This is a genomic window from Bacillus sp. LM 4-2 (assembly GCF_000978495.1).
GTDB classification, from domain to species: domain Bacteria; phylum Bacillota; class Bacilli; order Bacillales; family Bacillaceae; genus Bacillus; species Bacillus subtilis.
This window is the reverse complement of record NZ_CP011101.1, coordinates 3,402,955-3,416,879: the sequence shown is the minus strand read 5'-3', so window position 1 is coordinate 3,416,879 and position 13,925 is coordinate 3,402,955. Positions and strand designations below refer to the sequence as shown.

Genomic DNA, 13,925 nt, shown 5'->3' with positions numbered 1-13,925 from the left:
AGGAGGAGCAGAACATGAACGTGTTGCAAACAACGAACCTATCGAAAACGTACTATTCAAATAAAGGAACAATATCATACCAAGCGCTCAGCGCCTTTGATCTCAGTGTGTCAAAAGGGGAATTTGTCGGGATTATGGGGCCGTCGGGAAGCGGAAAAACCACGCTTTTGAATTTGCTGGCTACCATTGATAAGCCGACCCAGGGCGAGATGATGATCAACGGCATTCAGCCGAAAACGTTAAAGGACCAAGAGCTGGCTTTGTTTCGCAGAAGAGAACTCGGCTTCGTCTTTCAGGATTTTAATCTGCTTGATACGCTGACGATTCGTGAAAATATTCTCTTGCCGCTCGCATTGGATAAGGTAAAGCTGAGAGAAATGGAAGCCCGATTGGATGAACTGGCGGATACGCTGCAAATCAAGCACATTCTCGATCATCGCACATATGAGGTTTCGGGCGGACAGCAGCAGCGGGCAGCCTGTGCCAGAGCGATTATTCACAATCCGGCGCTCATCCTTGCCGATGAACCGACAGGAAACCTCGACTCAAAATCGGCAAAGCAAGTGATGAACACACTGGCTCAGCTGAATGAGGAAAAGGAAGCGACGATTCTGTTGGTTACGCATGATGCCACAGCAGCAAGTTTCTGTAAACGAATTGTTTTTATTAAAGACGGACGTTTCTTTTCAGAGATTCACAGAGGAACAAACAGGCAGGTGTTTTATCAAAGTATATTGGATACCTTGAGTGTGTTGGGAGGCGATTTTCATGAATTTGAGAACTATCGCCCGTAAAAACATTCTTGGGAATCTGCAACGGTATGTGGCCTACTTTTTAAGCTGTGTGTTTGCCGTTTCGGTGTTTTTTGTCTTCACATCATTTATTTTTCATCCTGATGTCAATGAAGACAATATATATGGCGGAAGCCTTGTCAAAACATGCTTGAGCGCAGCTCTTGTCGTCATCATTGTGTTTTGTATATTTTTCATCACATATTCCAATTCAGCGTTTTTGCAGGCAAGAAAGAAAGAGTTTGGGCTGCTGACACTGTTTGGCACATCAAAGCAGCAGCTTCGCAAGATGATTTATTATGAGCAGTCACTTATTTCTCTTGCGGCGATTGCGGCCGGCATTGGAGCAGGCCTGTTATTTTCAAAACTGTTTTTTATGATTATGACATGGATGCTCAGCGTGAAGGTGCCGATTTCGTTTGCCATTGTGCCGAAAGCGTTTGTGATGACAATTGCCGGCTTTCTCATCCTGTTTCAGACGCTGCTCATTTTATCACTGGGACGGATTCGGAAGCTGGAAATCATTGAACTGATTAAATCGGCCAAAAAGCCGAAAAGTTTGCCGGTTTATTCGAAATGGCTCACTGTATTGTCTTTGCTATGTCTTGGCAGCGGTTATTATCTATCTGCAACAGCCAATGCCATTGACATGATGTTTCGGGTATTTCCAATTTTGATTTTAGTGTTAGTTGGCACGTATTTCTTTTTTACACAAAGCAGTGTGGCGTTTTTCCGCATGCTGTACCGAAAGAAACACAGCTTCTACAAAGGCACGAATATCATTGTGCGTTCCAACATGATATTCAGGCTGAAGGATCATGCACGCATGCTGTTTTTAACCTCTGTCATTACAGCGGTCATACTAACAGCTACAGGTGTCATCTATATGTTTTATTCCGATTTACAAAGGCAGGAGGAGCAAAGCATTCCTCAGTCTGTTTCCTGGGTGGAAAAGGATGCTTCCCGCTTTCAGGTCATGAAGCCTGAGACAGCTGAGAATACATTGAAAAAAGCTCATGCTGTTATCAAGTATAAGGTGGATGCCACAGGGATTCCTGTCACTTTTCAGTCAGACTTGCCGTATGGAAATAAGAAGATGGAAGCTGAAGCTTTGCTGATTTCAGAAAAAGTCTATAATCAAGTCGCAAAGGAAAAAGGGTTCCCAGTTATTCATTTACAAGAAAATGAAGCATTTATTAATGTTTCTTTTCAAATGATGGTGAAAGACACATTTGGAGAAGGGGAAACAGCAGCATTTCATATGAAGTCAGGAAAAACCCTTTCCTATGTCATGAAAAAGCAGCAAAACAAAGGGATATTGATGTCTGTCGATGGAGTCAGCCGTTTATTGGTTGTCAGCGAAAAGAGCTTTGACAGTCTGTCACAGGATGTGCCGCTGAAGGAACAGATGAGAATGGTAGGTTATGAGCTTGAGCATTGGCAGGAGACGGTGGATGTCTCTGAAAAGCTTGAAAACATGGTGCCGAAAGAACATACATCTGATTTTCAAACACGTGCTCCTAGTTATCAAATTGTGAAGCAGGGAGTTGCATTAATGCTGTTTATTGGTCTGTTTGTCAGCGTGCTGTTTTTTATCGTGCAAGGAAGCATGCTGTATTTGCGGATGTTTACGGAAATAGAAGATACGAGAGTGCAGGTGTTAGCGTTAAAGAGGATAGGGGTTACGGACAAAGAGATTCACTCGATCCTTGGAAAGCAAATAGGATTTTTATTCTTCATCCCATTTATCGCAGGTACGATTCACGCGGGCTTTGCGTATGCAGCGTTAAGTAATATGCTGAATTCCAATTTATTTCTTGAGGCCGTAATTGTCATCTTCATTTATTTTGTATTCCAGGCTCTTTATTATATCGTCACCCGTCATATTTATAAGCGTGCTGTTCTTCAGCGTATGTAATATGAAATCCGGTCTGTTATCAGACCGGATTTTTGATTTATTGAAATTCTCTTGTAAGATTTTTCGGTGTTTGCCCTTGGATCGCTGCGAGCATATTTTCGGCGGCCTGTTTGCACATGTTGAAGCGCACTTTAGCTGTTGCTGAACCGATATGAGGAAGCAGCGTGACATTATCCAGCTGCAGGAGCGGATTATCTTGGGTGACAGGCTCTTTTTCGTATACATCTAAGCCGGCTCCCCTGATCCAGCCTTCCTGAAGAGCGCGAATCAGTGCTTTTTCATCAACTGTCTTTCCCCGGGAAATATTGACGAAAATTGCTGAATCCTTCATCAACTTAAATTCGCGTTCTCCTATCATGTGATAGGTTTCATCAGTCAGCGGCGTAATGAGAAGAATAAAATCAGATTGCTCCAGCAATGTATCAAGCTCTGCATACTTAACGCCGATGCTGTCTTCTGTTTCTTGTTTGCGATGTCGGTTATGATAAAGCACTTCCATATCAAAACCAAATTTGGCGCGTCTCGCTGCTTGTTCTCCAATTCTGCCCATGCCGATAATGCCTAACGTTTGATGATGAACATCAATTCCGAAAAGCGCTTCCTCTTCCACGGTTCCCCATTTTCCTGCTCTGACAAAACGGTCCAGTTCGGCAACACGTCTGGCGGAAGACAGAATCAGTGAAAAAGCCAGATCTGCAACTGTGTCATCCAGTGTATAAGGTGTATGAGTCCCGACGACTCCTCTTTCTTTCATTGCTTCTATATCGAAGTTATCGTAGCCTACTGATTGGTTGCTGACCACTTTGAGCTTAGGCGCGTGTTCCAGCAACTCACGATTGATTGACGGCCCGGACGTCCCTGATGTTAAAAGTCCCTCCGCTTCTTTTAATTTTTCAAATAGCACGTCACTCGGAAGCGTATCCTCCTGCCATACTTCATAACGGCAATGTTCACCGATGAATGCTTCAATCTCTTCAGGAATCGGTTTTGTGATAAATACAAATGGTTTCAACAAGGCTCCCCCTTTATGGCTGTTGTCTATTTCATTATATCGAAAATAAATAGGTGTTAAAAATATAGCTGCGTTTTTTTAGTTTCTGGTTCTTTTGAACTTAAAATGAAGATCGAACAGCTATATCTGCTTAAAAAAGTTTTTTAATTATCAGAATTCACCCATATTTTTTGTCAGACAAATCATCAATATGCGAGCTGCAGCCGGATTATAGGATTCATTAAATATAAATTTTATTATCTTTGAAAGATATAAATGTTTATGTTTTGATTCTACAGTCCAATTATAGTGTCTTTTTTTGAAAGCCTTTTCTTGGCTTATTCCTATGCTATAATTCCTTACTGTAAGCTGGGTAAGAAGGCTTGCAAAATCATATGGATGGGAGATGAATCAAATGGTTTCTTTAACATCAATTTTGGAACACAATCAGCGGTTTGTCAGTGAGAAGAAGTATGAACCGTACAAAACGACAAAGTTTCCTTCGAAAAAGCTCGTCATTGTCACCTGTATGGATACAAGGCTTACAGAACTTCTTCCGCAAGCAATGGGGCTTAAAAACGGTGATGCTAAAATTGTAAAAAACGCGGGAGCCATCGTTTCTCACCCATTTGGAAGCGTGATGCGAAGCATACTGGTCGCGATTTATGAATTGCAGGCTGAAGAGGTATGCATTGTCGGCCATCATGAATGCGGAATGTCAGGGCTGAATGCGTCCTCGATTCTTGAGAAAGCAAAGGAACGCGGGGTGGAGGATAGCTGCCTGAATTTGCTGACGAGTGCCGGACTCGATTTGAAAACGTGGCTGACTGGTTTTCACAGCGTGGAAGAAAGCGTTTCCCACAGTGTGAACATGATTAAGAACCATCCGCTGCTTCCGAAAAAAGTGCCGGTTCACGGACTTGTCATTCACCCTGAAACAGGAAAACTTGATGTGGTCATTAACGGTTATGAAACTGAGCTAATAAACAATCACTCATAAGGGAGGTTATAACAAAATATGCGATTCTCAGGGAGATTCAAGGGATACAATTTACAGAAATTTCAGAAAGACTTAATTGCAGGTATCGTAGTAGGTGTCGTGGCAATTCCTTTAGGAATGGCGTTTGCCATTGCCTCGGGAGTCGAGCCCGAATACGGGCTGTACACTGTTGTTATAGCAGGGATTTGTATTTCTTTGTTTGGGGGATCAAAATATCAGATTGGCGGTCCGACGGGCGCCTTTGTCCCGATTTTATTCGGCATTATCATGCAGTACGGCTTGGAAAATCTGCTGATTGCGGGGTTTATGGCAGGGGTAATGCTGGTGCTGTTTGGGCTGTTTAAGCTCGGAAAAATAATGAAATTCGTGCCTAAACCCGTTATCGTCGGTTTTACAGCCGGAATTGCCGTGCTGATCTTTACGGAACAAATCGCTAATTTTCTCGGATTGAGAAATGTTGAAAAACATGAGAACTTTCACCACAACATGTTTGAAATTGTACAGCAGCTCGGCACCTTTAACGTGTATGCCATTTTGACAGCTGTGATCGGGCTCGTCATTTTGCTTGTATCCGCCAAGGTGATGCCTAAAGTGCCGGGCGCTTTGTTGGCGCTTCTTATTTCCACAGTGGTCGCGGTTGTCTTTTTCCCTGACCGCATGGCAACGATTGGGTCAACTTATGGAGAAATCCCCCGCCATTTGCCGGAATTTCAGTTTCCTGAGCTTACTTTGGATAAAATGGTTATGCTGTTTCCGGCTGCGCTTGTCATCGCGCTTCTTGGAGGACTTGAGTCGATTTTGTCCGCAATGGTCGCTGATAACATGAAGGGCTCAAAGCATGACAGCAACAAGGAGCTTGTCGGCCAGGGGATTGCGAATATGGCAGCGCCCCTGTTTGGCGGAATCCCGGCTACAGGAGCGATTGCGAGAACGGCGACCAATATAAAAAACGGAGCGGTTTCCCCTGTTTCCGGCGTCGTTCACGGCGTAGTCGTTCTCCTTGTCCTGCTTGTATTTGCGCCTTATGCGTCCCATGTGCCGCTTGCCAGTATGGCACCGATTCTCATGGTGGTCGCATGGAATATGAGTGAGCGCAAGGAAGTCGCAAACATGCTGAGACTGAAAAATGCTGATTCCTTTATTTTGGCGGCGACCTTCGCCCTTACGGTTCTTTTTGACTTAATCATCGGTGTGGCAACCGGATTGCTGCTTGCATTTGTGTTCTTTATCAGAAGAATGAGCGAAGCGACCCGCATCCACAATCAGGAATCGCATCCTGTTCTGGCGAAGAGAGAAGATCCATCTGTCAGCATGTATGCCATAGAAGGGCCGCTGTTTTTCGGATCAATTGATTCCCTTGAATCGTCATTGCTGGAGCATGTACAGAAAAAACCGAAAACCCTCATTCTGCTCATGAATAAGGTGCACTATATGGATACGTCAGCTGAAGCGGTGCTTGGGAACATTATGAATCGAATTAAACGCCACAATGGAAAGCTGATGATTGTAGGATTGCAATCGCAGCCAAAGGAGCTGCTGCATAAAACAGGCCTTTTTCACAAAATAGGAAAGCAGCATTTCTTTGATCACCATGATGAAATCACAGGTTAAAAAAAGCGGCCATCGCGGCCGCTTTTTTATGCATGTTCAAATCGTTTTGTCAGTTTTTCTTGGTGTGCCTTCATGATGTCTTCTAAAGAGACACCATACATATCAGCAAGAATGGCGATATTTCCGATGACATCTCCCATTTCTTCAATCAATTCTTGTTTTTGCTCAGCGCGTGACGATTCTTTCTCATCCGGCCGGTCTCTGCCGATTTCATACGCCCTGACAGCCCGGGCCAGTTCTCCGGCTTCCTCCATTAAAAAGCCGACGCGAATAAAAGGTCCGTATTCTGTCCAGCCTCTTTTTTCGTAAAACTCTTTCATCCATTTTTCTGCATCAGCCAGCTCCAACCTCATCACTCCTGCATTCTTTATGTATTTCATATTGATATTATCACATGAAGATGGGACAATATATAGTGTGTTTTTGAATATTTAACACGATATATAGATGCGGAGATGACAAGATGAAAACCATTTGTGTATTTGCGGGATCAAACCCTGGGGGAAATGAAGCGTATAAAAGAAAAGCGGCAGAGCTTGGCGTGTATATGGCTGAGCAGGGAATCGGCCTTGTCTATGGGGGCTCCCGCGTAGGCTTGATGGGCACGATTGCTGACGCGATTATGGAAAACGGCGGAACTGCAATCGGGGTCATGCCGAGCGGTTTGTTCAGCGGGGAGGTTGTCCATCAGAATCTGACTGAGCTGATTGAAGTAAACGGGATGCATGAACGAAAGGCTAAAATGAGCGAGCTGGCGGACGGCTTTATCTCGATGCCGGGCGGCTTCGGTACATATGAAGAATTATTTGAAGTGCTGTGCTGGGCACAGATCGGCATCCACCAAAAGCCAATCGGACTGTACAATGTAAACGGATATTTTGAACCAATGATGAAAATGGTGAAATACAGCATTCAAGAAGGGTTTTCTAACGAATCGCACCTAAAACTGATTCACAGCTCGTCACGGCCGGATGAGTTAATTGAGCAAATGCAAAATTATTCTTATCCGATTTTAGAAAAAAAGTGGACAGAAATTTAAAAAAGAGACTTTCTCATGGAAGTGGAGAGAATGAGTCTGCCACCTAGCGTATGAATCCATGAAAAATCGAGTGTTTTTAACAAAGTGAGGTTTTCCTTAAGGGAAATCTCTTTTTTATTTCTCTTTTGCCTGCATCGTATATTTAACAGTAATAGAGGACTTTATCACTAGTTTGGATAATAAGCACAGATAAGGAGGGGATGAAAATGGCAACATTGTCAGATGTGGCGAAAAAAGCAAATGTTTCGAAAATGACGGTATCACGAGTGATCAATCACCCTGAGACGGTGACAGATGAATTGAAAAAGCTTGTTCATTCTGCGATGAGAGAGCTGAATTACATCCCTAATTATGCGGCGAGAGCGCTCGTGCAAAACAGAACACAGGTTGTGAAACTATTGATACTTGAGGAAATGGATACGACAGAACCATATTACATGAACCTGCTGACAGGAATCAGCAGGGAGCTGGATCGCAATCACTATGCTCTCCAGCTTGTGACAAGAAATTCTCTTAATATTGGCCAATGTGACGGCATTATTGCCACCGGCTTGAGAAAGAACGATTTTGAAGGTGTAATAAAAGCGTTTGAGAAGCCGCTCGTCGTATTTGGACAAAATGAAATGGGCTATGACTTTATCGATGTGAATAACGAGAAAGGCACTTTTATGGCAACCCGCCATGTTATGGGGCTGGGGGAGCGGGAAGTTGTCTTTTTTGGCATTGATTTAGATGAGCCTTTCGAACGTGCAAGAGAACAGGGGTATATACGGGCGATGAATAAAAGCTTTAAAAAATCGAATATGTTTCGGATCGACAACAGTTCTAAGAAAAGTGAGGGCCTTGCAAGAGAACTGCTGAAATCCATGGACAATCAAGCCGCATTTGTCTGCGCATCTGATCGAATCGCGCTCGGCGTCATTCGTGCGGCGCAATCCCTTGGAAAGAGAATTCCGGAAGACGTTGCGGTTACCGGGAATGACGGTGTGTTTCTTGATCGCATCTCCTCGCCGCGCTTGACTACGGTCAGACAGCCTGTTGTTGAAATGGGGGAAGCCTGTGCGAAAATGTTGCTGAAAAAAATGAATGAAGACGGTGCTGCACAAGGAAGTCTATTTTTTGAACCAGAGTTAATTGTACGAGAATCAACGCTGTAAGCGCCTTATTCTGTTATCGGTAACAGGGTGAAAAGGATTGTTCCCACAATTTCATCATGATACTTTCAAACTATGAGCCGGCTTCAATAAAACGGAAATCAAAGGGGGAAACATGATGGAATATGCAGCGATTCATCACCAGCCATTCAGCACAGATGCTTATTCTTATGATGGGCGGACTGTGCATATCAAGATTCGGACGAAAAAAGGTGATGCAGATCACATTCGATTCATTTGGGGTGATCCCTATGAGTACAACGACGGCAAATGGTCGGCAAACGAGCAGCCGATGAGGAAAATTGCTGCTACAGAAATGCATGACTATTGGTTTGCTGAAGTGGTGCCGCCATTTAGGCGTTTACAATATGCGTTTGTTGTAACAGACGATCATGAAGACATCTTTTTCGGAAGTTCGGGTGTATGCCCTTATAACGAAAAAACACTGGAAACGATTCATTATTACTTTAAATTTCCGTTTGTTCACGAGGCTGATACATTTCAAGCGCCTGAATGGGTCAAGTCAACGGTTTGGTATCAAATTTTTCCGGAGCGTTTTGCAAATGGAAGAGAAGACTTGTCACCGAAGAATGCATTGCCGTGGGGGAGCAAGGACCCGGACGTCAATGATTTTTTTGGAGGGGATTTACAAGGAATTGTTGACAAGCTTGATTATTTAGAGGATTTAGGGGTGAACGGCATTTATCTGACACCGATCTTTTCCGCGCCTTCTAATCATAAATACGACACGCTGGATTACTTTTCTATTGATCCGCATTTCGGGGATCCTGAGCTTTTTCGTACATTGGTCAGCCAGCTGCATCAGCGGGGGATGAGAATTATGCTTGATGCGGTTTTTAACCATATAGGAAGCGCGTCTCCGCAATGGCAGGATGTCGTCAAAAACGGAGATCAATCCCGCTATAAGGACTGGTTCCATATTCACTCTTTTCCCGTCACAGACGACAATTATGACAGATTTGCTTTTACAGCTGATATGCCGAAGCTAAACACGGCTAATCCCGAGGTGCAGAAATATTTGCTTGATATTGCTTTGTACTGGATTCGCGAATTTGACATTGACGGCTGGCGTTTGGATGTCGCAAATGAAGTGGATCACGTTTTTTGGAAGACATTTAGGCAGGCTGTATCTACTGAAAAGCCTGATGTTTATATTTTAGGTGAGATCTGGCATTCTGCCGAACCCTGGCTTAGAGGGGATGAATTTCATGCGGCGATGAATTACCCTTTTACAGAGCCTATGATTGAATACTTTGCTGACCAGACGATCTCAGCTTCACGTATGGCTCACCGTGTCAATGCACATTTGATGAATGGAATGAAGCAGGCCAATGAGGTGATGTTTAATTTACTGGATAGCCATGATACAAAGCGCCTTTTGACCAGATGCCGCAATGATGAGAAGAAAGCACGCGCGTTGCTGGCCTTTATGTTTGCCCAGACAGGCTCACCATGCATTTATTACGGAACGGAAATCGGGCTGAACGGCGAAAATGATCCATTATGCCGGAAATGTATGGTTTGGGAAAAAGAGAAGCAAAACCAAGACATGCTGCAATTTATGAAACGGTTAATTGCTTTACGCAAGCAGGAAAACACTTTATTGACTGAAGGACATCTTGAGTGGAATCTGCTGGACGACAAAAATGATTTCATTAGCTTTTCGCGGACTCTTGATGAAAAAATACTGATTTATTTCTTTAATCAAGGGAATGTGGTTCAACACGTCAGTTTACGAGAGTTGAATATTGATAGGAATAAGAAAATCTGTGATGCATGGACAGAGCAGCCGCTTCATTATCACGATGTCATTGCCGTTCAGCCGGGAGAATTTTTGATTTTGAGTGCTGCCGCCCCTGTATAACATTCTGTTATCGGTAACAAATCAAAAGTTGTTGTAACCGCTTTCTATAGGACAATACAATTGTTATAGTTTCGTAAATAGAAGGGGGAAAAGAGATGGTTCTTTTTAAAAAGGGGTTCGCCATATTGGCGGCATCATTTCTGGCAATCGGCCTTGCCGCCTGCTCAAGTTCAAAAAATCCAGCAAGCTCTGATGGCAAAAAGGTGCTGACTGTGTCTGTCGAAGAAACGTATAAAGAATACATTGAAAGCATAAAAACAAAGTTCGAAAAAGAGAATGATGTCACAGTAAAAATTGTTGAAAAGCAAATGTTCGAACAGTTAGAAGCGCTTCCTCTTGATGGCCCGGCGGGTAATGCGCCTGATGTTATGCTTGCTGCATATGACCGGATCGGCGGTTTGGGACAGCAAGGACATTTGCTTGACATTAAGCCATCTCATACAAAAAGCTTTGGTGATAAAGAAATGCAGCAGGTGACAGTTGACGGCAAAGTGTACGGAATGCCGCTAGTCATTGAGACACTTATTTTGTATTACAACAAAGATCTTTTAAAAACAGCGCCAAAAACATTTAAAGACCTTGAAAAGTTAACGGAAGATCCTCGATTCGCGTTTGTTTCGGAAAAAGGAAAATCAACCGGATTTTTAGCAAAATGGACTGACTTTTATATGTCGTACGGCTTATTGGCTGGATACGGCGGATATGTGTTTGGAAAAAACGGCACAGATTCCGGGGACATCGGCCTGAACAATAAAGGAGCTGTAGAAGCGGTGAAATATGCGGAGAAATGGTTTGAAACATATTGGCCGAAAGGAATGCAAGACAATTCAAGCGCAGACGACTTTATTCAGCAGATGTTTTTAGAAGGCAAAGCGGCTGCGATCATTGGCGGTCCTTGGTCAGCTGCCAATTATAAAGAGGCTAAATTGAACTACGGAGCGGCTCCCATTCCGACATTGCCCAATGGAGAAGAATATGCCCCTTTTGCGGGCGGGAAGGGCTGGGTAGCTTCAAAATATACAAAAGAGCCCGAGCTGGCTGAAAAATGGCTTGAGTATGCTGCAAATGATGCCAATGCTTACGCTTTTTATCAGAATACAAACGAAGTTCCGGCCAACACTGCCGCAAGGAAGAAAGCCGATGAGCAAAAGAATGAACTGACGTCAGCTGTGATTAAACAATATGAAACAGCGACGCCGACTCCAAATATTCCGGAAATGGCTGAAGTATGGACAGGAGCGGAAAGTTTAATTTTTGATGCAGCTTCAGGAAAAAAATCGACACAAACATCAGCGAATGATGCTGTAAACGTCATAAAGGAAAATATTAAAGAAAAGTATGTGAAATAAAACGGCGGGATAGCGTCCGGAAGAATAGAGGGCGGAAAAAAATGAATAAACATCACACACTTGCAAAGCAAAAACGAAAGGCAGGGCTTTTATCGATCATTCCAGGACTTGGGCAGATTGCGAATCAGCAATTGTCAAAGGGGCTCTTATTTCTTGCCATCACAGGCTTGTTTGCTTTTGAATTATGCGTTTTCGGTATACAGGCGCTAACCGGATTGATGACATTGGGAAGTGTTCCCGGTGAAGATCACTCGCTGTTTATGCTGATTGAAGGCACGCTGCAATTGATCGTGACAATGATTTTCCTCATGTTCTATATCTTTAATATTCATGATTCGCGTAAGACCGCCGCTATGAAAGCGGCGGGTTTGGAAGTCAATACAACAGCCAAGGATATGATCTGTCATGCGGGCGATAAAGGGTTTCCATATCTATTTACACTGCCGGCATATATCATGATGGTGTTTGTGATTATCTTTCCGGTTTTGGTGACTCTGTTTGTTGCATGTACAAACTATGATTTTTATCATATTCCGCCTAATCGTCTGATTGACTGGGTCGGGTTTAAAAATTTCTTGAATATTTTTTTCCTTGGCTCCTATCGTGAAACATTTGTGAATGTACTGGGCTGGACGGTTATCTGGACAATCTGTGCAACAACGCTGCAAATCATTTTAGGTATTGTGACGGCACTTTTCGTCAATCAGGATTTTATAAAAGGCAAGCGGATATTTCGAATGATTTTCTTATTTCCATGGGCTGTTCCGGCTTTTATTACAATCATGAGTTTTTCCAACATGTTTAACGACAGCATAGGAGCGGTGAATGCACAGGTGATACCATTATTCAATCACCTGCCGTTTGTCGAGCTGCCTGCGATCGCGTGGAAGACCGATCCTTTCTGGACAAAGACAGCCCTCATTATGATTCAAACGTGGCTCGGCTTTCCATATATATATGTCATGGTAACGGGAGTGCTCCAGGCGATTCCAGGTGAATTGTATGAAGCGGCAAAGATTGACGGGGCCACTTTTATTCAGCGTTTTCGGCATATTACATTCCCGATGATTTTATTTGCCACAGCACCCGTGATGATTACTCAGTATACGTTTAATTTCAATAATTTCTCGATCATCTATTTATTTAATGAGGGAGGGCCAGGCAGTGTGGGAGCCGGGGCCGGATCGACCGATATCTTAATTTCGTGGATTTATAAACTGACAACAGGCACATCACCCCAATATTCCGTTGCGGCAGCTGTGACACTGTTAATTTCTTTCATTGTCATTGGAATTTCACTGATTGCTTTCAAAAAATCGAATGCTTTTGGCAATGAGGAGGTTATGTAGGTGAACGCGAGCACTGCCAGAATGCTTAATAAAATCTGTACGTATTTATTTTTGACGCTTTTAAGTATTGTCATTATATATCCGTTGCTGATTACGGCATCATCAGCCTTCCGTGTGGGGAATTCGGCGGCTTTTCAGCTCGATTTTTCGGGTTCTTGGACATTGGATCATTTTAAGCGGCTATTTGACGAAACGCTTTATCTCAATTGGTACAGCAATACACTTGTCATCGCGCTATCGGTCATGGTTTTGCAGGTTACGATTGTGACACTTGCCGGGTACTCGTACAGCCGCTATCGGTTTGCAGGCAGAAAAAAGAGCCTGATATTCTTTTTAATCATTCAAATGGTGCCGACAATGGCGGCGCTGACTGCTTTTTATGTCTTGGCGATGCTAATAGGCGCACTCGATCAATACTGGTTTTTAACAGCGATCTATATCGGCGGCGGAATTCCGATGAACACGTGGCTGATGAAAGGTTATTTTGATACTGTGCCGAGAGAAATTGATGAAGCCGCGCGAATTGACGGAGCGGGACATCTGAGGATTTTCGCTTCAATTGTTCTGCCGCTTGTTAAGCCAATGCTCGCGGTGCAAGCGCTTTGGGCATTTATGGCACCGTTTGGCGATTATTTGCTGGCAAAGTTTTTGCTTCGCTCACCGGAAAGGCTGACCATCGCTGTAGGATTACAATCCTTTATTTCTAATCCGCAGCAGCAAAAAGTAGCTCTATTTGCGGCTGGTGCCAGCCTTGCCGCACTGCCGATATGCGTTCTATTCTTTTTTCTCCAAAAGAACTTTGTGTCCGGTTTGACAGCCGGCGGAACAAAGGGGTAAT

Annotated in this window: 12 protein-coding genes; 10 read left to right on the top strand and 2 right to left on the bottom strand. The window is 43.6% G+C overall.

Annotated features, from left to right (window positions below):
* Positions 1–14 precede the first annotated feature (14 nt).
* Together psdA and psdB are read left to right on the top strand one after the other, a co-directional pair.
* Complete coding sequence (psdA, locus tag bslm_RS17005) at positions 15–794, top strand: lantibiotic ABC transporter ATP-binding protein PsdA (protein WP_003228167.1); 780 nt, start codon at positions 15–17, stop codon at positions 792–794.
* Positions 769–2,709 (top strand): lantibiotic ABC transporter permease PsdB, encoded by a 1,941-nt coding sequence (psdB, locus tag bslm_RS17000; protein WP_029725972.1) that lies wholly within the window; start codon positions 769–771, stop codon positions 2,707–2,709. The genes psdA and psdB overlap by 26 nt, the downstream gene beginning before the upstream one ends.
* Positions 2,710–2,746: 37 nt before the next feature.
* On the opposite strand, the gene bslm_RS16995 is transcribed toward psdB, so the two are convergent.
* Positions 2,747–3,724, bottom strand: a complete 978-nt coding sequence (locus bslm_RS16995) for a 2-hydroxyacid dehydrogenase (protein WP_015251153.1) — start codon at positions 3,722–3,724, stop codon at positions 2,747–2,749.
* Positions 3,725–4,106: 382 nt separating this feature from the next.
* Here bslm_RS16995 and bslm_RS16990 point away from each other — a divergent pair, with 382 nt between their 5' ends.
* Both bslm_RS16990 and bslm_RS16985 read left to right on the top strand, forming a co-directional pair.
* Complete coding sequence (locus tag bslm_RS16990) at positions 4,107–4,700, top strand: beta-class carbonic anhydrase (protein ID WP_010886620.1); 594 nt, start codon at positions 4,107–4,109, stop codon at positions 4,698–4,700.
* Between the two features lie 18 nt (positions 4,701–4,718).
* A complete protein-coding gene (locus bslm_RS16985) occupies positions 4,719–6,311 on the top strand; it encodes a SulP family inorganic anion transporter (RefSeq protein WP_003228175.1) in 1,593 nt (530 codons plus the stop codon).
* Between the two features lie 26 nt (positions 6,312–6,337).
* Here bslm_RS16985 and bslm_RS16980 read toward each other — a convergent pair whose 3' ends face one another.
* A complete protein-coding gene (locus bslm_RS16980) occupies positions 6,338–6,658 on the bottom strand; it encodes a MazG nucleotide pyrophosphohydrolase domain-containing protein (RefSeq protein WP_015714766.1) in 321 nt (106 codons plus the stop codon).
* A 116-nt stretch (positions 6,659–6,774) separates the two neighbouring features.
* Between bslm_RS16980 and bslm_RS16975 the strand changes: the two genes are divergently transcribed.
* From bslm_RS16975 to mdxG, 6 genes are all read left to right on the top strand, one after another.
* Positions 6,775–7,350 carry an LOG family protein gene (locus tag bslm_RS16975; RefSeq protein WP_003228180.1) on the top strand — a complete coding sequence of 192 codons (576 nt, stop codon included), beginning with the start codon at positions 6,775–6,777 and terminating at the stop codon, positions 7,348–7,350.
* A gap of 206 nt (positions 7,351–7,556) precedes the next feature.
* Positions 7,557–8,507 carry a LacI family DNA-binding transcriptional regulator gene (locus bslm_RS16970; protein WP_046381356.1) on the top strand — a complete coding sequence of 317 codons (951 nt, stop codon included), beginning with the start codon at positions 7,557–7,559 and terminating at the stop codon, positions 8,505–8,507.
* Between the two features lie 112 nt (positions 8,508–8,619).
* A complete protein-coding gene (gene mdxD / locus bslm_RS16965) occupies positions 8,620–10,389 on the top strand; it encodes a maltogenic alpha-amylase (protein WP_003228195.1) in 1,770 nt (589 codons plus the stop codon).
* Between the two features lie 95 nt (positions 10,390–10,484).
* Positions 10,485–11,738, top strand: coding sequence for a maltodextrin ABC transporter substrate-binding protein MdxE (gene mdxE, locus bslm_RS16960; RefSeq protein ID WP_003228199.1), 1,254 nt, complete (start codon positions 10,485–10,487; stop codon positions 11,736–11,738).
* 41 nt (positions 11,739–11,779) lie between these two features.
* Entirely contained in the window at positions 11,780–13,087 is a 1,308-nt protein-coding gene (gene mdxF / locus bslm_RS16955; protein ID WP_003228201.1) for a maltodextrin ABC transporter permease MdxF, read from the top strand.
* Entirely contained in the window at positions 13,088–13,924 is an 837-nt protein-coding gene (gene mdxG / locus bslm_RS16950; RefSeq protein ID WP_003228203.1) for a maltodextrin ABC transporter permease MdxG, read from the top strand.
* The last annotated feature ends 1 nt before the right edge of the window (position 13,925 follow it).